The sequence below is a fragment of the Lacinutrix sp. genome, assembly GCF_029238095.1.
Classification (GTDB): domain Bacteria; phylum Bacteroidota; class Bacteroidia; order Flavobacteriales; family Flavobacteriaceae; genus Lacinutrix.
Genome location: NZ_JAQWGS010000027.1, coordinates 38,520 through 59,259 on the forward strand (window position 1 = coordinate 38,520; position 20,740 = coordinate 59,259).

Here is a 20,740-nt window from a genome sequence, read left to right on the forward strand (position 1 = left end):
ATGAGCAAAGTAAGCGTAATCATGGGAAGCGATAGCGACCTTCCAGTAATGCAAGAAGCAATAGATATATTAAAAGGTTTTGATATTGAAGTTGAAGTAGATATTGTATCGGCACATAGAACACCAGAAAAACTTTTCGATTATGGTAAAAATGCACACACACGTGGCATAAAAGTTATTATAGCTGGTGCTGGTGGTGCTGCACATTTACCAGGAATGGTAGCTTCTTTATCGCCTTTACCTGTAATTGGTGTTCCTGTAAAAAGCAGGAATTCTATAGATGGTTGGGATTCTATTCTATCTATTTTACAAATGCCAGGAGGTGTTCCTGTTGCAACAGTTGCTTTAAATGGTGCAAAAAATGCTGGGATTTTAGCTGCACAAATAATTGGATCTAGCGACCAATGTGTTTTAGATAAAATAACAACCTATAAAGAAGGCTTAAAACTTAAAGTTGAAACAGCTTCTAAGAACTTAAATATATAAAAATATAAAAGCCCAGTCTCCTGGGCTTTTAATCGCTATTAATCTTTCTATCTATGAGTAAAACTCACATAAAAAAACTTATAGCAAAACTCTTAATTTGCATTTAGTTGAAAGAAAACAGAAGTAATTCTTCAAGGTTTTTCGGTTATATACAAAAATAATCGATTAAAAGCGATTTATATTCTGGCTTTTATTTGAATTTGAGACAAAAAAAAGCCTCAAATAAATTTGAGGCTTTTTATCGCTATTAATCAATAATTTTTAAGAGAGTAACCAGCTCTCAAGAAAAAATCTGATGCAAATTTAAAAGATATTTTCAATTTTTTGCATCTTTTAACTAAATTTTATTAAAAAATTAATCATCACATCATGAATATATTAACAAAAAAATTTTCTAATCCATATAATTCGGCTCCATTTACCCAAATTAACAATGAAAATTTTAAGCCAGCTATTATTGAGCTTATTGAAGAAACAAAACGAGAAATAGAAGCAATTACAAATAACCAAGCCCTTCCTACTTTCGAAAATACTATAGAAGCGTTAGAATTTTCTGGACAGCAATTAGATCGAGTCACTAGCATTTTTTTTAATCTTAATTCTGCCGAAACGAGTGACGATATTCAAAAAATTGCGCAAGAAGTCTCTCCAATACTTTCAGAATTTGGTAATGATATTACTTTAAACGCAGCCTTATTTAAGCGTGTAAAAGCTATTTACTACAAAAAAAACAATTTAAAACTAACTACAGAACAGCAAACCTTATTAGACAAAAAATACAAAAGCTTTTCTAGAAATGGCGCCAACTTAAATGAAGTTGATAAAGCTAGACTTCGAGAAATAGACAAAAAACTAGCAAAACTAAAACTACAATTTGGTGAAAATGTTTTAGCCGAAACCAATAAATATGAATTACACCTAACTAATGAAAACGATTTGTCTGGCTTACCTGAAGGTGCAAAAGAAGCTGCAAAACAATTAGCAGAAAGCAAACAAAAAGATGGTTGGCTAATAACTTTAGATTACCCAAGTTATATACCGTTTATGACTTATGCAGATAATAGAAATCTAAGACAAGAGCTTTCTAAAGCTGCAGGAAGTAAAGCCTTTAAAAACGACGATTTAGATAACCAAAACATTGTTTTAGAGATTGCTAATCTACGTTTTAAACGTGCTAATTTATTAGGTTATAAAACACATGCGCACTTTGTTTTAGAAGAACGCATGGCAGAAACACCAAAAAAAGTTCTTGAGTTTCTAAACGAATTACTTGAGAAAGCAAAACCAGCTGCAGAAAACGAATATAAAAACCTTGAAAACTTTGCCAAAAAAACAGATAAGATAGATCGATTAGAAAAATGGGATTCTGCTTACTATTCTGAAAAATTAAAACAAGAATTATTCAGTTTAGACGATGAGCAGTTAAAACCATACTTTAAATTGGAAAATGTTATAGAAGGCGCATTTATAGTAGCTAAAAAATTGTTCGGTTTGCAATTTGAAAAAATAAACAACATCGATAAATATCATGGAGATGTATTAACCTATAAAGTAACAGACAATAATGGTGATTTAGTTTCTATTTTTTATGCAGATTTCTTCCCAAGAAAAGGAAAAAGAAATGGTGCTTGGATGACGAGTTATAAACCACAATTTATAAAAGATGGAAAAGAGGAAAGACCTCATGTTTCTATTGTTTGCAATTTTACAAAACCTACAAAAAGCAAGCCTTCATTATTAACATTTAACGAGGTTACAACACTCTTTCACGAATTCGGCCATGCTTTACATGGTATGCTTGCAAAAACAACTTATCCAAGTTTATCTGGCACAAGTGTTTACTGGGATTTTGTTGAGTTGCCTAGCCAAGTTATGGAAAACTGGTGCTACGAAAAAGAAGCTTTAGAGCTTTTTGCAAAGCATTACGAAACAGGAGAAATTATACCAATAGATTTGGTAAATAAAATTAAAGAGTCTGCCACTTTTCATGAAGGTTTGCAAACGTTAAGACAAATTAGTTTTGGCTTATTAGATATGGCTTGGCATGCAGGAGAGTCGCCAGAGACTATTAAAAATGTGAAGGCTTTTGAAAACGACGCATTTAAAAACACCAACTTATTTCCTGATGTAAAAGAAAATTGTATGAGTACTGCATTTGCTCATATTTTTCAAGGTGGTTATAGTTCTGGATACTACAGCTATAAATGGGCAGAAGTATTAGATGCAGATGCATTCGATTATTTTAAACAGGAAGGTATTTTTAATAAAAATATTGCAAACAAATTTAAAGAACACGTATTGTCAAAAGGCGGAACAGAAAATCCAATGACATTATACAAGCGCTTTAGAGGTCAGGAACCAAAACCAGAAGCATTGCTAAAACGTGCAGGATTAATAAAATAATTTACTTTGCATTAAATTATAAAACAATCATTTTAAAAAGACGTTAAATTATATATAACGTCTTTTTTTTTATGAAAATACTTAAAGTAATTTTTCACTTTCTACTAATCTTACTACTAACAATAGTAACACAAGCAAAACAAGCTCAAGTTTTCGAAATGAAAACCATCTTAAATTACGAAACTGAAGCTATTTGTAATGAATTAAATATTACAGCGTCTAATCTATGGGTAATTATACACAGAGCACGAACTGCTATGGCTGGTTGTCTAGAAAAAAAATTGGTTTTAAAAAATGAGTAATAAAATATTTCTAAGCTGTGAAGAGGCAAACCATACTTGCGATAAAACGCAGTATAACGATGCTACACTGTGGGAAAAAATTAAGCTTACACTACATTTAGCATACTGTGTCGCTTGTAGAAAATATACAAAAAACAACACAAAACTTACTCATTTAATTAAGCAGAAATCTGTAAAATTAGATATTAAAGAAAAAACTAAAATGCAATCTGTTTTAGATAAAGAATTAGCAAAGCAGAACAATAATTAACCAAAATATTGGAATACTTTCTACCCAAAAGGAACTGTAGTAACGGTTCCTTTTTTTATTCGTAAAGACCAGAAATATAGCAGTAATAAATGTAATAATTGATGAACTAGTAATATTACAGTTGCTTAATTCATCTTTAAAAAATTCAGCAAAAAAGAAAACCATTAAAAATATTAATCCAAATAGCTTTGTAAGCTTTACTCCTATTTTTTGTGGTATTGTAGCTAATTTTAAACTATCGTACTTTAAGTCTCTAATCTCAAAAGGCAACATTAATACTATTACAAAAATAAAATATTGAAATGCAGTAATAAAAACATCTGCATTAAAGGTAAACTCGTTGTTAATTAGAGGTAAAAAAACAGTAACTCCTGTCCAAACAAAAGCAATAATATACACTTTAATTCCACTAACATCACGCAAGTTTTGCTGGTTATCTAAATAAAAATCTTTTGGGATAAATGGAAAGGCGTATAAAAAAGTAATTACTCCAAAAGCTAGAATATATATTAAAGATTTAAAGGGTAGTTGTAATGCATAATAACATAAAAACGCAAAACAAATAAAAGAGAATATTTGTATGGCCTTTAATGATTGTGTTAAACTTCTGTGATGAAATTTTGCAATCCCAAAATATTTCACAAAATTATAAGCAGTAATGGTAGCGTAAAAAATAAAATACAAGATGTTTTCATCGTATAAAATGTTGAATCTTTTTAACGTAATAAAACTCATAGCATACACGGCTAAAGCAACATGAACACTACTATTTAAATAAAAATCAAAAAACTGTTTAATTACTCGCATTAAACAAAGTTAAGCAAACTGTTAATAAAGGAGTTAAATGGTTAAAAACTTTCATTTATTTAAGAAATAATACCTTAAGTTTTCATTATTTTTGCATCACTAAATTTACACACAATTATAATGGATACAAACGCTTTTGCACTTCGCCATATTGGACCAAGAGAAGACGATCAAAAATTAATGCTTGACGCTATTGGTGTTGAGACTATAGAGCAACTCATATCAGAAACCATTCCTAATGACATTCGTTTAAAAGACGATTTAGACTTAGAATCAGCTATGAGTGAATTTGAGTATTCATCACATATTAATGAGCTTTCAAAACTTAACAAAGTATATAAAACATACATAGGCTTAGGGTATCACCCAACTATTTTACCAGCAGTTATTCAGCGTAACATTTTAGAAAATCCAGGTTGGTATACAGCCTACACTCCATATCAAGCAGAAATTGCACAAGGCCGTTTAGAAGCATTGTTAAATTTTCAAACTATGATTATTGATTTAACAGGAATGGAAATTGCAAACGCATCGCTTTTAGACGAAAGTACTGCTGCTGCAGAAGCCATGGGACTTCTGTTTTCTGTTAGAGAACGTCACCAAAAGAAAGCTAATGTAAATAAGTTTTTTGTTTCAGATTTAGTATTACCTCAAACAATAGATTTATTAGAAACCAGAGCAAACCCAATTGGAATAGAATTGGTTATTGGTAATGAGTCTGAATACAACCTTTCTAATGAATATTTTGGTGCATTATTACAGTATCCAGGTAAAAATGGACAAATTACAGATATAAAATCTTTTATAGAAAAGGCAAATGCTGAAGAGATTAAAGTCGCTATTGCAGCAGATATTTTAAGTTTAGTAAAATTAGAAGCACCAGGTCATTTTGGAGCAGATGTTGTTGTAGGTACTACACAACGTTTTGGTATACCAATGGGCTTTGGTGGACCTCATGCCGCTTTTTTTGCAACAAAAGAAGCTTATAAACGTGATATTCCTGGTAGAATAATTGGTGTAACAAAAGATGTTGATGGCAACAGAGCCTTACGTATGGCCTTACAAACCAGAGAACAACATATAAAACGTGATAAAGCAACATCTAATATTTGCACAGCACAAGTGCTTTTAGCAGTAATGGCTGGCATGTATGGCGTTTACCATGGACCAAAAGGATTAACTTTTATCGCAGATAAAATTAAAAACTCAACTTCTACTTTAGCTAAAGCTTTAGAAAAACTAGATTTAGAACAAGCTAACTCTCATTATTTTGATACTATTCAAATTAAAGCTGATGCTGTAAAAACTAAATATGAAGCTGAAAAAAGAGAGGTAAACTTTCATTATCCTGATACAAATACTGTAACAATATCTATTAATGAAACAACTTCTATTTCAGATTTAAATGAAATTATTTCAATTTTTGAAAGCGTTACAGAACTTACTACAGACAAAATCAAATCGATTGAAATTAGCAATACCATTCCAGATCATTTAAAACGTCAATCAAGTTTTATGACCTTTGATGTTTTTAATTCGCACCATTCAGAAACAGAATTAATGCGATACATCAAAGGATTGGAGCGTAAAGATTTAGCACTAAATCACTCCATGATTTCTTTAGGATCATGTACAATGAAATTAAATGCAGCAGCTGAAATGCTTCCGTTGAGTTCTACAAATTGGGGAAGTGTACATCCATTTGTACCAGTAGATCAACCAATAGGTTATAAACTAATGCTTAATGCTTTAGAAAACCAATTAACTGAAATTACAGGTTTTGCTGCCACTTCATTACAACCAAATTCTGGAGCACAAGGAGAATTTGCTGGTTTAATGGTTATTAAGGCCTATCACGAATCTCGTGGTGATCACCACAGAAACATTTGTTTAATTCCATCGTCTGCTCATGGCACAAATCCAGCAAGTGCAGTTATGGCTGGAATGAAAGTAGTGGTTACCAAAGCATCAGAAAACGGAAATATAGATGTAGAAGATTTGCGTGAAAAAGCAGAATTACATAAAGATAATTTATCTGCTTTAATGGTTACTTATCCCTCTACTCATGGTGTTTACGAATCTGCTATCAAAGATATTACTAAAATTATTCATGATAATGGAGGTCAAGTGTATATGGATGGCGCAAATATGAACGCTCAAGTTGGCTTAACTAATCCAGGAAATATTGGTGCAGATGTTTGTCATCTTAACTTACACAAGACCTTTGCAATTCCTCATGGTGGTGGTGGTCCTGGCGTAGGACCAATTTGTGTTGCAGAGCAATTGGTTCCTTTTTTACCTGGAAATCCAATTATTAAAACAGGTGGACATCAGTCTATCTCTGCAATTTCTGCTGCACCTTATGGCTCTGCATTAGCTTGCTTAATATCTTATGGTTACATAAAAATGTTAGGCTATAGAGGCTTAAAGAAAGCTACAGAAGTAGCCATATTAAATGCAAATTATATTAAAGAACGCTTAAAAGACCATTATCCTACATTATATTCTGGTGAAAAAGGAAGAGCTGCTCATGAAATGATTATTGATTGTCGTGATTTTAAAGCTAATGGCATTGAAGTTGTTGATATTGCAAAGCGTCTAATGGATTATGGATTTCATGCTCCAACAGTATCATTTCCAGTTGCTGGAACCATGATGATTGAGCCTACAGAAAGTGAAAGTAAAGCTGAAATGGATCGTTTTTGTGACGCCATGATTTCTATAAGAAAAGAAATTGCCGAAGCAAACAAAGACGACGACAATAATCCTTTAAAAAATGCACCTCATACCATGGATATGGTGACAAGTGACGAATGGCTTCTGCCTTACTCACGCCAAAAAGCAGCTTTTCCACTAGATTATGTGCATAACACCAAGTTTTGGCCAAGTGTAAGACGTGTAGATGATGCTTATGGAGACCGAAATTTAATTTGTACTTGTGCTCCAATCGAAGCCTATATGGAAGTGTAGTGGTTTTAAATACTTTAAAAAAAAGTCTTTACCTCTTTTTTGGTAAAGACTTTTGTTTTTTGTTATTTTTAAGTATCATATTTTAAGAAATAATCAAAAAAAGACAATTAATTTAAAAACACTCATTACTCTATTTTTATTTAATTAGATTAGTAAAATAATAATGACTAATAGCTTTGCATTATGCCTACAAAAATTACAGGAACAGGAAGTTTCATTCCAACTCAAATTGAAAAAAACGAGAGTTTCTTTAATCATGAATTTATAAATTCAGATGGTTCTACAATAAACAATACCAACGAGGTTATAGTTGAAAAATTTAAAGCTATTACTGGAATTGAAGAAAGACGATATATAAAACCCTCATTATTAAATTCTGACATCGCCTTTTTCGCATCAGAGAAAGCAATAAAGGATGCAAGAATTGATAAAGAAACTTTAGACTATATTATTGTTGCTCATAATTATGGTGATGTAAAACATGATTCTGAACAAAGCGATACCGTGCCAAGTATAGCATCACGTATAAAACATTTATTAGGAATAAAAAATCCTAAATGTGTTGGTTACGATATTTTATTTGGTTGTCCTGGTTGGATAGAAGGTGTCATTCAAGCCAAAGCCTTTATTGCTTCTGGAATAGCTAAAAAATGTTTAGTGGTAGGCTCCGAAACTTTATCTCGCGTAGTAGACAAACATGATCGGGATTCAATGATTTATAGTGATGGTGCAGGAGCAGTAATTGTTGAAGCTACTGATGAAGAAGGCGGAATAAATGCTCATGAAACAGCAACTTTTGCATTAGACGAAGCACACTTTATTTACTTTGGAGAAACAAATAAGCCAGAAATTACAGATAAGCGTCGTTACATTAAAATGTATGGTCGTAAAATTTACGAGTTTGCCTTAACAAATGTACCACTAGCTTTAAAAGCTTGTCTAGAAAAAAGCGATTATAAAATTGAAGATGTAAAAAAAATATTGATACATCAGGCTAACGAGAAAATGGACGAGGCCATTGTAAAACGTTTTTATAAGCTACATAAAATGGAAATGCCAGAAGGTATAATGCCAATGAGCATTAATACACTAGGAAACTCTAGTGTTGCAACTGTACCAACTCTTTACGATTTAATATTAAAAGGACAACTTAAAGGTCATAAAATAAATAAAGGAGACGTTATTATTTTTGCTAGTGTAGGTGCAGGAATGAATATTAATGCCATAGTTTACAAACATTAATTAGTATTATATTTAACACGTATGCGTTGAGTATAAAACTTAAAAAAACAAAGCCTTGTACGAAGGAAAATTTCCACATAAAAGATACAAACTCACCTTTCAGTTTTTAAATAAACATATACCTAAAGAAGAAAAAATCTTAGATTTAGGCGTATCGAATCCGTTTACAAAAGTAATGGAAAAAGGCGGCTTTACAGTTAAAAACACAATTGGTGAAGATTTAGATGAAGACACCTCAGCTATTGTAAAATCTGATGCTACAGTTGTAACAGCTTTCGAGATTTTTGAACATTTATTATCACCATACACTGTTTTAAAGTCTATAAAAGCCGACAAGCTAGTTGCAAGTATTCCATTACGATTATGGTTTGCTTCAGCTTATAGAAGTAAAACTGACAAATGGGACAGGCATTACCATGAATTTGAAGATTGGCAATTTGACTGGCTTTTAGAAAAAGCAGGTTGGAAAATTATTGATCGAAGAAAATGGACTAACCCAACGAAAAAATTAGGCATACGCACTATTTTACGCTATTTTACCAAAAGGTATTACATTGTTTATGCTGAAAAAATAAAATAACTAAGTACCTTTATTTAACTTCAAGGCATGGCTGTTTCATTATAATTTCGGAAATTTAACACAGAAAAACACAACTATAAACCTTGAATATTTATATTGTCATTCCTACCCATAACGAAGAAAACTACATTGCATTAATGTTGGAGTCTTTAACAACACAGACATTGTTACCAAAAAAAGTTGTAGTTGTTAATGATAATTCTACAGACAAGACACAAGAATTAGTCGATGATTTTTCAACTAAAAACAATTGGATTGAAAGCATTACAATTCAATCTTCTAAAGAGCACATTCCAGGTAGTAAAGTAATAAATGCATTCTATAAAGGTTTAGAAACATTAGACAGTAACTACGATATTATTTGTAAATTTGACGCAGATATTATTCTACCTAATAATTACCTAGAATGTATAGTAAATCTTTTTAAAAGCAGTGAAAAAATTGGCATTGCAGGTGGTTTGGCCTATATTAAAAAAAACAATAAATGGATTTACGAAACCATCTCATCAAAAAATCATGTTAGAGGTCCATTTAAAGCCTACAGAAAAGACTGTTTTAAAGCCATTGGTGGTTTAAAACAAAGTATTGGTTGGGACACTGTAGATGTTTTATTAGCACAATATTATGGTTGGAAAATAAAAACAGATACGACTCTAAAAGTTAAGCATTTAAAACCAACTGGAAAATACTACAATCCAAAAAATCGCTTTTTACAAGGAGAAGCATTTTACAAAATGCGTTATGGTTTTACAATTACACTAATTGCAGCAATAAAAAAAGGACTAACGAACTTAAGTTTTATATCTTTTGTAAACGATTTAAAAGGATTTTTTAAGGCTAAAACTAATAAAACCGAATATCTAGTTTCTGAAGCCGAAGGTAAATTTATTAGAAAATTACGTTGGAAAGGTATTAAAAGTAATATTTTAGGTTAATTTTATTCAGAACTCTTATTTTTTTGAAATTCTATATTGTTATACCTGCACACAATGAAGCATCCTATATTGGGCTAACGCTTCAGTCTCTAGCTTCGCAAACATTATTACCTAAAAAGGTTATAGTAGTTAACGATAATTCTACTGATGAGACTAAAAACATTATTGATGAATTTGAGAAAAAACACCAATGGTTAACCGTATTAACTATTACATCTTCAAACAAACATTTACCAGGTTCTAAAATTATTAATGCTTTTTATAAAGGTTTTAATAGTTTAGATGACGATTATGATGTGATTTGTAAGTTTGATGCCGATTTAATATTTCCAGATAACTATCTAGAAACATTAGCTAAACATTTTAACAAGGATAAAAAAATTGGTATGGCTTCTGGCTATTGTTATGTTGAAAAAAACAATAAATGGGAAAGAGAAAAAATTACAGGAAAAAAACACATTAGAGGCGCATTAAAGGCTTATAGAAAAGATTGTTTTATAGAGATTGGTAAACTTAAAAACGATATGGGTTGGGATACAATTGATGAGTTATTAGCTAAATTTTACAATTGGGAGATTGTGCTTGATGATAATTTAATAGTAAAACACTTAAAACCAACTGGACAAAACTATGGAAAACAAGCAAGGTTTATGCATGGTGAAGCCATGTATAAAATGCGCTATGGTATTATACTTACTTTTATAGTAGGTGTTTTTAATGGTTTAAAAAGAAAGAGCTTTGCTACTTTTAACAATTTTGTTTATGGATATTTTAAAGCAAAAAGAGCAAAATTAGAACCTTTTATCACAGAAAAACAAGGTCGTTTTGTAAGACAGGAACGCTGGAAAGATTTTAGAGACAAGATAGGTTTGTAAATGTTGAATTGATGAGGTTTCGCCTTCAATGAATTAGAAAAATAATTAATTAAAACTCCAATTTTTATAATTGCTTGAAGCCTCTAATCTATTTTCTACTTCGTCGTCTAATTCATGAAAAAAATCGATTCCTGTTAGTGCTTCAACCTCATCTACAGATACTACAAATTTATAAAGTGGCTTGTTAGAATCTTCATGATCCATTAAAAAAGCCAACATTTTTGTGTCTCCAGAATTGTTATCGATTATTACCTTATAAAACTGATTTGGGACGGCTACTTTTTCGGTTCCAATGGTTTTCATCGTGCCTTTTAAAACACCACCAGAAACCACAAAAACACCATCATACTTGCTTGCCCAATAGCGTGTTTTTTGTTCTAATCTATTCCAAACACCTGCATTGAAATCGTGTTTTTGAGGCGAAATATTACTTGTTAAAAAAGTTTCATCATGTGCAGTTTGACTGTACTTTCTGTCTCCAGCAGGACATAAATGACCTTTATCATACCCAGATTTTTTGTAATTTCTCCAATGGGCAGCTTTCGTTTTTACAGCTTCATCTATTTCAAAATACGGTCGCTTAAAATTGGTATTAGATAAATGCGATTTCTTAAGTTCATAAGCGACCCATTCTGCTTGTTCATGTGGTTCGCTATAACTTAAACTATAGCCTTGATGATGTATAGTTTGTCCTGTAGTACTTGTAGGCAAAAAATATTCGTTGGTATTTGCTTTTACAGTAACACCGCCTGAAACAACTTTTATTTGCTCTTGATTACTTATGTAATCCTTAATTACTAAGGTTGCAATAATTACTATTGCTGTCAATATGGAATATTTTGTTTTACTGTTCAATTTAAATTGTTTTTTTATTAATTAAACTAAACTCACAGAATTTAAGAAAAATAAAACCTCGCAATTGCGAGGTTTTAACACTATGTTCTTAAGTTTTATTTTAAACTTTCTAAGCTACTTTTTAATGTTTCAATCTTGGCCAAAGCATCTGCTTCTTTTTTCTTTTCACTTGCAACAACTTGCTCTGGTGCTCCTGCAACAAAACGCTCGTTGGAAAGTTTCTTTTGTACAGATTTAAGAAAACCTTCTGTGTAGTTTAATTCTTCTGTTAGTTTTGCAATTTCTGCTTCTACATCTATTGCGCCTTCCATTGGTATAAAGTACTCGTTAGATTTTACTCTGTAGGTTAAAGCACCTTCTACAGGTTCTTTAACGTATTCTATAGCTTCTAAATTTCCTAATTTTGAAATAACATCGTCAAAAGTAGTATCAGAATTTTCGTTATTAATAACCGATAAACTTATAGCGTCTTTAAATGCTATATTCTTTTCTTTTCTTACCGTTCTTATTCCAGAAATGACTTCTGAAGCAAATTCGAATTGAGAAATAATCTCACTATTAATTGGTTTTGCTTCTGGCCATTTGGCAATGATTAATGCTTCTTCTGGTGAACGCTCTGCAATATATTGCCATATATCTTCCGTTAAAAATGGCATAAAGGGATGTAATATTTTTAAATTATCTTCAAAAATGGCGATAATCGCCTTATAGGTAAGACTATCTATAGGCTTACCATAGGCAGGTTTTACTATCTCTAAAAGCCAACCACAAAAATCATCATAAATTAATTTGTAGATTGCCATTAAAGCATCACTTAGTCTGTATTTACTAAAATGGTCTTCTATCTCTACTAAGGCTGTTTGAAACTTTGCTTCGTACCAATCTAAAGCTATTTTACTAGAATTTGGTTGTAGTATATTATCACTAACATCCCAAATATTAGTTAAGTTAAAAGCATTCCATATTTTATTTCCAAAGGCTTTTCCTTGTTGGCAAAGTGCTTCGTCGAACATTAAATCGTTTCCTGCAGCACTACTTAGCAGTAAACCTACACGAACACCTCCTGCTCCATAATCTTCAATTAATTTTAATGCGTCTGGAGAGTTACCTAGAGATTTTGACATTTTACGACGTTGCTTATCGCGAACAAGACCTGTTAAATAGACATTGTTAAATGGTTTTTGGTCTTTATACTCGTAGCCAGCAATTATCATTCGTGCTACCCAAAAGAACAAAATATCTGGTCCTGTTACTAAATCGTTTGTAGGATAATAGTATTTTATTTCTTCGTTTTCTGGATTACGAATACCATCGAACACACTCATTGGCCATAACCAAGAGGAAAACCATGTGTCTAAAGCATCTGTATCTTGTTTTAAATCTGAAGCTTTTAAATCTGCGTCTCCTGTTACTTTTCGAGCTTTCTCAACTGCTGACTCTATATTCTCTGCAACCACAAAATGGTCTTTTCCGTCGCCATAGAAATAAGCAGGAATTTGTTGTCCCCAAAGTAATTGACGTGAGATATTCCAATCGCGAATGTTCTCCATCCAGTGACGATAAGTGTTTTCAAATTTCTTAGGAAATAATTTAATCTCTGCATCTTCACCTAAAACAGCTTCAATAGCAGGTTTTACTAATTCTTCCATTTTTAAAAACCATTGGTCGCTTAACCTTGGTTCTATTACAGCTTTGGTACGTTCAGATGTTCCTACTTTATTAATATGTGTTTCAGTTTTTATTAAAACACCAGTTTCGTCTAATAGTTTCGCTACATTTTTTCTTGCAACAAAACGATCTTGACCTTCAAATTGTAATCCAAAGCTATTTAACGAAGCATCTTCATTAAAAATATCAATGACTTCTAAATTATGCTTATCTCCTAAAACTTTATCATTTTCGTCGTGAGCAGGAGTTACTTTTAAACAACCAGTTCCAAACTCTATATCAACATATTCGTCTTCAATAATAGGAATCACTCTTCCGCAAATAGGCACAACTGCCTTTTTTCCTTTTAAATGTGTAAAACGTTCATCTTCTGGGTTAATACAAATTGCAGTATCACCAAAAATAGTTTCTGGTCTTGTGGTTGCAATGGTTAATGTATCATTACTTCCTTCAATTTTATAATTTAGATAATACAGATTTCCTTGACGTTCTTCATGTATTACTTCTTCATCAGACAACGTTGTTTTTGCTTCAGGATCCCAATTTACCATTCGGTAACCTCTATAAATTAATCCTTTTTCATGCAAATCAACAAAAACTTTAATTACAGCTTCAGACATGTCGTCGTCCATTGTGAATTTTGTACGTTCCCAATCGCAAGAGCAGCCTAACTTTTTAAGTTGCTCTAAAATTACACCTCCATATTCTTCGGTCCAATCCCAAGCATGCTTTAAAAAGGCTTCTCTTGTTAAGTCGTTTTTATCTATTCCTTGCTCTTTTAAACGTGCTACCACCTTAGCTTCTGTTGCAATAGAAGCGTGATCTGTACCAGGAACCCAACAAGCATTTTTCCCTTGTAAACGTGCACGACGAATAAGTACATCTTGAATTGTATTGTTTAGCATGTGTCCCATATGCAGTATTCCAGTAACGTTTGGAGGTGGAATTACAATGGTGTAAGGTTCTCTCTCGTCTGGTGTAGAATGAAAATAATCATGCTTCATCCAGTAACTGTACCATTTATTTTCTACTGCTTTTGCATCATATTTTGATGGAATGTTCATACTTTGGAATAGTTTTTGAATATTGAATAGCAAAAATACTTATATTTCTGTTTCTGCGAAATATTAACTTGTATTAATGTATTGATAAATATGCTGAATGTACATGTAAGATTGTATTATATCTAATAATTTTGCAGAACGCATAAAAAGGAGTTAAATTTACAAACACTTAAAATAAATATGATGAAAAAATTAATAACATTATTATTTGTCGGATTAATTAGTTTCTCAATTAATGCCCAAGATAAAGTAGCAAAAATTGAGTTTAAAGAAACAACGATTGATTATGGTACGATTGAAAAAGGAGCAAATGGCTTAAGAACTTTTGAGTTTACAAACACAGGTGATGCGCCATTAATTGTATCTAAAGTGAGTTCAAGTTGTGGATGTACTGTACCTAAAAAACCTGAAGCTCCTATAATGCCAGGGAAAACTGGTGAAATTGAGGTTAAATATGATACTAACCGTGTTATGCCAATTAGAAAAACAATTACAGTATTATCTAATGCCAATACACCAACTGTTACACTTAAAATTAAAGGAGAGGTTATTGATCCTTCTAAAGCAAGTGTTCTTGAAAAAACAAAAGGTAAAAGTGTAATGGAACAGTAGTACACATTTTTATATTTACACAAAAAGCCTAAAACATATGTTTTAGGCTTTTTAGTTTATTAGGGACTCAAGACTAAAAGTAACTTTTATTCTTTTTCCAAATCTTTCAACTTCCATAGTTATACGCTTTCCTTCTTTATCATAAAACTTATAAATTAACTCTTGTAAAGTGTACTTTATGGTATCATTACCGTTAATTTTTAATATAACATCTCCTTTTTGAAGCCCAACACGAGCTGCTGGAGAATTAGGTCTCACAAAAGAAATAGTATAGGCTTTCTTAACTACAAATTTTCTAGTATTGGTATAAACAGCTTGAACATTTATTGTATTCGAACTCTTATTATCTTTACTTGTATTTGACATAGTATTAGGTTCATATTCTGTAACCAATCTTATACCTTCATTCTCTACTTCTAGCCCACTTTTATTATAAATAAATTTGTTTTTAAAATTAGAGTTCCGTTTTAAAATAATTCTTGCGTTAGTGTAATCCATAATGATATTAAACCGTTTTAATATTTCGCCTCCAATACTACCATTTCTACCTTTAATTTTTCTTAAAACAGATGTATATGTTGAGTCTGGATAAGCAACCAAAGGCTTTCGTAAAACAAAAGACTTTAAACTAAAAGCTTTTAGTTTAGAACGTTTACCATGAACACTACCACTTAAACCATAGCCTAAAAAATCGTCGAAATAATTATCTTTTATTACTATGCCTAAACTATCATTTTCAAAAAGCCATAGTGCATCACTACTACCAGAATCTATTAATAATTTTACAGGAATGTTTTTATCTTTAATAGCAACTGAAACATTAAAATAAGGCTTATTATTATAAAACTCTAGCGCAAAAGTCTCACAAGCTTTACATGTTTTGTATTTATACTTTTCTGGAGAGATTAGTTTTATTTGCTTACTATTATAGTTAATATCTACCACTAAATCTCTAAATAAATCAAAACCTATAATACCATGAATTGGGATTCCTAATTTAGGTGCAAAATTTATTGTAGAATCAAAAATCACGTAAAAATCTTGATTATAATTTGTAACATCTCCTATTTTAAAAGTATTTCCAGAAGATTTTAATGCAGGAACCTTCCCATTATTACCTAGCCCTTTTAAATAAATAGTTTCAGCATTTAAAATCTCTAAAGAATCTGATGCCTTTAGAAAGTTAAACACAATTGGCTTACTAACTCCAGAATCTAGTAGAAAAGAAAGAGCGACACCATTAACTTCAACTGGAATGACTATAACATTATTAAGCAGTTTAAAACTAATTTTATCGACTCCTTTTTTATTATTTACAATATACTTGCCTTGTGCAACAGAAAGCAAAGACAAAAAGAGAAAAAATAATGTGATTTTTATTTTCATTGTTCATGAAGTTAAGAAATTTAATAACACAGATTAGACTTTTTTTTTGCAACTTTGTTATCTAAAATATATTTTATGCCATCGATTTCTAAAAAAGGGCAATCTATGCCTCAATCGCCAATAAGAAAGCTAGTTCCGTTTGCTGAAAAAGCTTATAAACAAGGTAAAACAGTTTATCATTTAAACATTGGACAGCCAGATATAAAAACACCTCAAATAGCCTTAGATGCTGTAAAAATTCACTCTCTAGATATTTTAGCCTATACAAGATCTGAGGGTTCTGAACAATACAGACAAAAAATTGCTAAATATTATGCTAAAAATAACATCCATGTTAAGCATGACGATATAATAGTAACTACAGGAGGAAGCGAAGCTTTATTATTTGCTTTTGGTAGTATTATGGATGTTGATGATGAGATTATTATTCCTGAGCCTTTTTACGCAAATTATAATGGTTTTTCAACTGCATCTGGTGTAAAAGTTGTACCAGTTATTTCTAAAATTGAAGATAATTTTGCATTACCTCCAATTGAAGAATTTGAAAAGTTAATTACACCAAAAACAAAAGGTATTTTAATATGTAATCCTGGAAACCCAACAGGTTATCTGTATTCAAAAGAAGAAATAAAAAAATTAGCTGCCATTGTAAAAAAACACAATTTATTTTTAATTGCAGACGAAGTTTATAGAGAGTTTGCATACGATGGCGCCAAACATTACTCTATTTTACAAGAAGAAGGGTTAGAAGATTATGCTATTGTAATAGACTCTGTTTCTAAACGTTACAGCATGTGTGGCGCAAGAATTGGTTGTCTAGTTTCTAAAAATAAAGAAGTAATACAAACCGCTTTAAAGTTTGCTCAAGCAAGATTAAGTCCACCAACACTAGCTCAAATTGCAAGTGAAGCAGCTTTAGATACACCGCAAAGTTATTTTGACGACGTTATAGAGGAATATGTAGAACGAAGAAATACTTTAATTTCAGAATTAAATAAAATAGAAGGCTTAAAAGTTGCAAATCCAAAGGGTGCCTTTTATTGTATAGCCGAACTACCAGTTAAAAACAGTGATGCTTTTGCACAATGGCTTTTAGAAGATTTTGACGTCGATGGAGAAACAGTAATGGTTGCTCCAGCAGCAGGATTTTACTCAACTCCTGGAGTAGGTTTAAATCAAATTAGAATTGCTTACGTACTAAACAAACAAAGTTTAATAAAATCTGTAAACATACTTAAAGAAGCTTTAAAAGTATATAAAGATTAGTGCTTATTCAACATAACATATCTCTAAAAAGCCACAATACTTTTGGTATCGATGTAAAAGCAAAACATTTTATTTCGGTTACCACTTTAGACCAGTTAATAGAAGTCTTAAAGCTTAAAGACTATCCAAACAAATTAATTCTTGGAGGAGGAAGCAATATGCTTTTAACCAAGGATATTCAAGCACTAGTAATACATATTAACTTAAAAGGCGTTTCATTAATTAAAGCCAACGATAAAAACGTTATAGTTAAAGCAAATGCTGGAGAAAACTGGCACGAATTTGTACTTTGGTGTATAGAAAACAACTATGGTGGCTTAGAAAACATGTCTTTAATACCTGGAAATGTTGGCACTTCTCCAATACAAAATATAGGAGCTTATGGTGTAGAGCTAAAAGACCACTTTGAGTCTTGTGAAGCATTAAATTTAGAGACTCTAAAGATTGAGGTTTTTAAAAATAAAGATTGTAATTTTGGATACAGACATTCCGTTTTTAAAAATGAATTAAAAGGCAAATACATAATTACAAGTGTTTCTTTTAAACTCTCAAAAACCAAGCATCAATTACACACCAATTATGGAGCTATTGCTGCACAGCTTGAAACCATGGCCATAAGAGAACCTACTATTAAAGATGTTTCTCAAGCAGTTATAACCATAAGACAAAGTAAACTTCCAGACCCAAAAGAAATTGGTAATAGTGGGAGTTTCTTTAAAAATCCAGTAATTTCAATAGAAGCTTTCGAAAAATTAAAATTAAATTTTCCTGAAGCACCTAGCTATCTTGTGTCTCAAAAAGAAGTTAAAGTTCCTGCAGGCTGGCTTATTGAAACCGCAGGTTTTAAAGGTAAAACCTTTGGTAATTATGGTGTGCATAAGAAGCAAGCCCTTGTTTTAGTAAATTATGGTGGTGCTAAAGGTGAGGACATCTTGGCGCTTTCAAAATTAATTCAAAAAACAATTTATCGTATCTTTAATATTGAAATTGAAGCCGAAGTAAATATTCTTTAATACAATAAGTTTACATTCCAAAAGTTAACCTAACAAAAGACAATAACAAAACTTGAGCACTTCAACAGAACAAGACATAATAACGTTACTACAAAATGGAGATAAAAAAGCCATTTCGCTTTTATACGAGCATTATTCTGGTGCGCTTTTAAGTGTCATTAAAAAAGTAATAAAAGATAACGATGTTGCACATGATGTGCTACAGGAAAGTTTTATAAAAGTCTGGAAAAAAGGAAAAACATACGACCCTTCTAAAGCCAAACTATTTACATGGTTGTATCGTATTTTTTATAATTCTGCAATAGACAAAGTACGCGCTTTAAAGAACAAAACTACTAAAGAAGTCCAAATTGAAGATTCTAACGTATATAAACTAACAACCAATAGTTTAAATCAAGACACTTTAGACATAAAAAAGCACTTGAGTAGTTTAGAATTAAAATATCAGGTAGTTTTAAATGCGCTGTTTTTTGAAGGTATGACTCAACAGGAAGCTTGCGAAGCGTTAAATATTCCTTTAGGAACCATTAAATCTAGATTAAAAATAGGGTTGCGTGAACTAAAAAAAATTTACAATCCTTAACAACTAATGTGATGACTGTTAATAAAGACACATTTTTAAAATCTGATTTGTTAGAAAGATATCTAACAGGTCTAACCAATTCTCAAGAAAACCTTGAGGTAGAACACTATATTAATACTTTTCCTGAAGTAAAAGAAGCCTACCATACACTTGAAAATAAATTAGAATTAGTTGCTTTTGCAAATGCAGAAGAGGCTCCTATACATTTACTAGGTTCAATTTTAGAAACATTGGATAATAAACCAGTAATGACTCTAAAAACCAAACCAAACAAATCGTGGTTTATTTTTGGTATTGCTGCTAGCATAGCGACATTAATTTTTGCTGGAAGTTCGCTCTACTTTTTTGTTCAAAATCAAGATTTATTAGATGAAAACCAAGTAATTGTTGATGAACTCTATGATTTAAGAAGCGATATTGACGAAAACAACTTAAAACTTGAGGCATTATCTGAAGAATTTTCAAGATTAAATAATCCTGAAACCGAAAAATACATTTTAAATGGTAATGGTCGAGCCAAAAATTTGAAGACTATAGCGTACATCAATCCTAAAGAAAAAACATCTTTAATAGATGTGGTTTCTTTACCAATTTTACCAAAAGATCAAGAGTATCAAATTTGGGCAGAGTTACAAGATAAGCAAGTTAATTTAGGAATATTAAGTCCTTCAGACAGACGATTGCAACAAATTCCTTATACCAAAGATGCACTTGGCTTAAGTATTACCATTGAACAGAAAGGCGTTAAACCTAACAAAAACACCACAGACACTCCTGTAGCAGAAATAGAGTTAAAAATTGGAGAATAAAACTTTATTGAGAATAAAAAAAAGCGCCTACCATTCCAAAGTTTACACCGTAAACATTAGCATCGTAAAAATTAGTTGCAAAAGCACCTGGATAAGTCTCAATACCACTAAAACCTTTAGCACTACTTACAATTAAATACAATACTGCTGCGCCAACTGCTCCACCCAATACTTGAGCTATAATATATCCAGGCAATTCTTTACTATTAAATCGTCCTCCCATAAATAGTCCAATAGAAACTGCTGGATTAAAATGACCACCCGAAATATGGCCTAAAGCATAAGCTCCTGTAAGAACCGTAAGTCCAAATGCTAGTGAGACTCCTACAAGTCCAATACCTACATCTGCAACACCTGCAGCTAATACTGCACTACCACAACCACCAAGTACTAACCAGAAAGTACCAATAAATTCTGCTAATAGTTTTTTCATAATAATAATTAATTTAAAGTTATGACTTCAATTTAATAAGATTACTCTCTTTTTTAACAATTACACTATGATTAATTAACTAAAATTTCAATAAAATTGATTAAATGCAAAAAAATTAGTTAAATGGAATATAGATTACACATTAAGCAACATTGATATAAAACTATTATCTTTGTATTATAATATCTTAAACAAATTAAC

Annotated in this window: 18 protein-coding genes and 1 pseudogene; 14 read left to right on the plus strand and 5 right to left on the minus strand. The window is 31.3% G+C overall.

The genetic code is table 11. The features are described 5' to 3' along the window. The 4 genes from purE (at window position 1) to P8H50_RS09690 (ending at window position 3,441) form a co-directional block, all read left to right on the plus strand. Window positions 1-486 (plus strand): 5-(carboxyamino)imidazole ribonucleotide mutase, encoded by a 486-nt coding sequence (gene purE, locus P8H50_RS09675; RefSeq protein WP_300208351.1) that lies wholly within the window; start codon window positions 1-3, stop codon window positions 484-486. 369 nt (window positions 487-855) lie between these two features. After that, on the plus strand, window positions 856-2,889 hold the full coding sequence (locus P8H50_RS09680; protein ID WP_300208354.1) for a M3 family metallopeptidase: 2,034 nt from the start codon (window positions 856-858) through the stop codon (window positions 2,887-2,889). Window positions 2,890-2,960: 71 nt separating this feature from the next. Continuing rightward, window positions 2,961-3,191, plus strand: coding sequence for a hypothetical protein (locus P8H50_RS09685; RefSeq protein ID WP_300208907.1), 231 nt, complete (start codon window positions 2,961-2,963; stop codon window positions 3,189-3,191). Further along, a complete protein-coding gene (locus P8H50_RS09690; RefSeq protein ID WP_300208357.1) occupies window positions 3,184-3,441 on the plus strand; it encodes a glycine dehydrogenase in 258 nt (85 codons plus the stop codon). The genes P8H50_RS09685 and P8H50_RS09690 overlap by 8 nt, the downstream gene beginning before the upstream one ends. On the opposite strand, the gene P8H50_RS09695 is transcribed toward P8H50_RS09690, so the two are convergent. Further along, window positions 3,418-4,248, minus strand: a complete 831-nt coding sequence (locus tag P8H50_RS09695; RefSeq protein ID WP_300208360.1) for a hypothetical protein — start codon at window positions 4,246-4,248, stop codon at window positions 3,418-3,420. The two genes, P8H50_RS09690 and P8H50_RS09695, sit on opposite strands and share 24 nt — an antisense overlap. A 120-nt stretch (window positions 4,249-4,368) precedes the next feature. Here P8H50_RS09695 and gcvP point away from each other — a divergent pair, with 120 nt between their 5' ends. The 5 genes from gcvP (at window position 4,369) to P8H50_RS09720 (ending at window position 10,850) form a co-directional block, all read left to right on the plus strand. After that, entirely contained in the window at window positions 4,369-7,218 is a 2,850-nt protein-coding gene (gcvP, locus tag P8H50_RS09700) for an aminomethyl-transferring glycine dehydrogenase (protein WP_300208363.1), read from the plus strand. Window positions 7,219-7,401: 183 nt separating this feature from the next. Next, window positions 7,402-8,460, plus strand: coding sequence for a 3-oxoacyl-ACP synthase III family protein (locus P8H50_RS09705; RefSeq protein WP_300208366.1), 1,059 nt, complete (start codon window positions 7,402-7,404; stop codon window positions 8,458-8,460). Between the two features lie 55 nt (window positions 8,461-8,515). Continuing rightward, window positions 8,516-9,040: a methyltransferase gene (locus tag P8H50_RS09710; protein WP_300208369.1), complete on the plus strand. Its 525-nt coding sequence runs from the start codon at window positions 8,516-8,518 to the stop codon at window positions 9,038-9,040. A gap of 83 nt (window positions 9,041-9,123) precedes the next feature. Further along, window positions 9,124-9,975: a glycosyltransferase family A protein gene (locus P8H50_RS09715; RefSeq protein WP_300208372.1), complete on the plus strand. Its 852-nt coding sequence runs from the start codon at window positions 9,124-9,126 to the stop codon at window positions 9,973-9,975. Window positions 9,976-9,998: 23 nt separating this feature from the next. Continuing rightward, window positions 9,999-10,850, plus strand: a complete 852-nt coding sequence (locus P8H50_RS09720; RefSeq protein WP_300208375.1) for a glycosyltransferase family 2 protein — start codon at window positions 9,999-10,001, stop codon at window positions 10,848-10,850. A 45-nt stretch (window positions 10,851-10,895) separates the two neighbouring features. Here the strand turns inward: P8H50_RS09720 and P8H50_RS09725 are convergent, their stop codons facing one another. Both P8H50_RS09725 and P8H50_RS09730 read right to left on the minus strand, forming a co-directional pair. Then, window positions 10,896-11,669: a DNA/RNA non-specific endonuclease gene (locus tag P8H50_RS09725; RefSeq protein ID WP_300208894.1), complete on the minus strand. Its 774-nt coding sequence runs from the start codon at window positions 11,667-11,669 to the stop codon at window positions 10,896-10,898. 131 nt (window positions 11,670-11,800) lie between these two features. Next, on the minus strand, window positions 11,801-14,437 hold the full coding sequence (locus tag P8H50_RS09730) for a valine--tRNA ligase (protein ID WP_300208379.1): 2,637 nt from the start codon (window positions 14,435-14,437) through the stop codon (window positions 11,801-11,803). A gap of 183 nt (window positions 14,438-14,620) precedes the next feature. On the opposite strand from P8H50_RS09730, the gene P8H50_RS09735 reads away from it, so the two are divergent. Beyond that, window positions 14,621-15,049: a DUF1573 domain-containing protein gene (locus tag P8H50_RS09735; RefSeq protein WP_300208382.1), complete on the plus strand. Its 429-nt coding sequence runs from the start codon at window positions 14,621-14,623 to the stop codon at window positions 15,047-15,049. A 51-nt stretch (window positions 15,050-15,100) separates the two neighbouring features. On the opposite strand, the gene P8H50_RS09740 is transcribed toward P8H50_RS09735, so the two are convergent. After that, the gene (locus tag P8H50_RS09740; protein ID WP_300208385.1) at window positions 15,101-16,435 is read right to left on the minus strand and encodes an aspartyl protease family protein; all 1,335 of its coding nucleotides are present in this window, start codon (window positions 16,433-16,435) and stop codon (window positions 15,101-15,103) included. Window positions 16,436-16,510: 75 nt separating this feature from the next. Here P8H50_RS09740 and P8H50_RS09745 point away from each other — a divergent pair, with 75 nt between their 5' ends. From P8H50_RS09745 to P8H50_RS09760, 4 genes are read left to right on the plus strand one after another with little or no spacing between them, the layout of a single operon-like run. Beyond that, the gene (locus P8H50_RS09745; protein ID WP_300208388.1) at window positions 16,511-17,701 is read left to right on the plus strand and encodes a pyridoxal phosphate-dependent aminotransferase; all 1,191 of its coding nucleotides are present in this window, start codon (window positions 16,511-16,513) and stop codon (window positions 17,699-17,701) included. Then, window positions 17,701-18,714 (plus strand): UDP-N-acetylmuramate dehydrogenase, encoded by a 1,014-nt coding sequence (gene murB, locus P8H50_RS09750; RefSeq protein ID WP_300208391.1) that lies wholly within the window; start codon window positions 17,701-17,703, stop codon window positions 18,712-18,714. The genes P8H50_RS09745 and murB overlap by 1 nt, the downstream gene beginning before the upstream one ends. A 52-nt stretch (window positions 18,715-18,766) precedes the next feature. Further along, a complete protein-coding gene (locus P8H50_RS09755; protein WP_300208394.1) occupies window positions 18,767-19,297 on the plus strand; it encodes a sigma-70 family RNA polymerase sigma factor in 531 nt (176 codons plus the stop codon). 11 nt (window positions 19,298-19,308) lie between these two features. Then, window positions 19,309-20,106: an anti-sigma factor gene (locus P8H50_RS09760; RefSeq protein ID WP_300208396.1), complete on the plus strand. Its 798-nt coding sequence runs from the start codon at window positions 19,309-19,311 to the stop codon at window positions 20,104-20,106. Between the two features lie 61 nt (window positions 20,107-20,167). On the opposite strand, the pseudogene P8H50_RS09765 reads toward P8H50_RS09760, so the two are convergent. Then, window positions 20,168-20,539: pseudogene (locus P8H50_RS09765) on the minus strand (aquaporin); the annotation flags it as partial. Window positions 20,540-20,740: the final 201 nt, after the last annotated feature.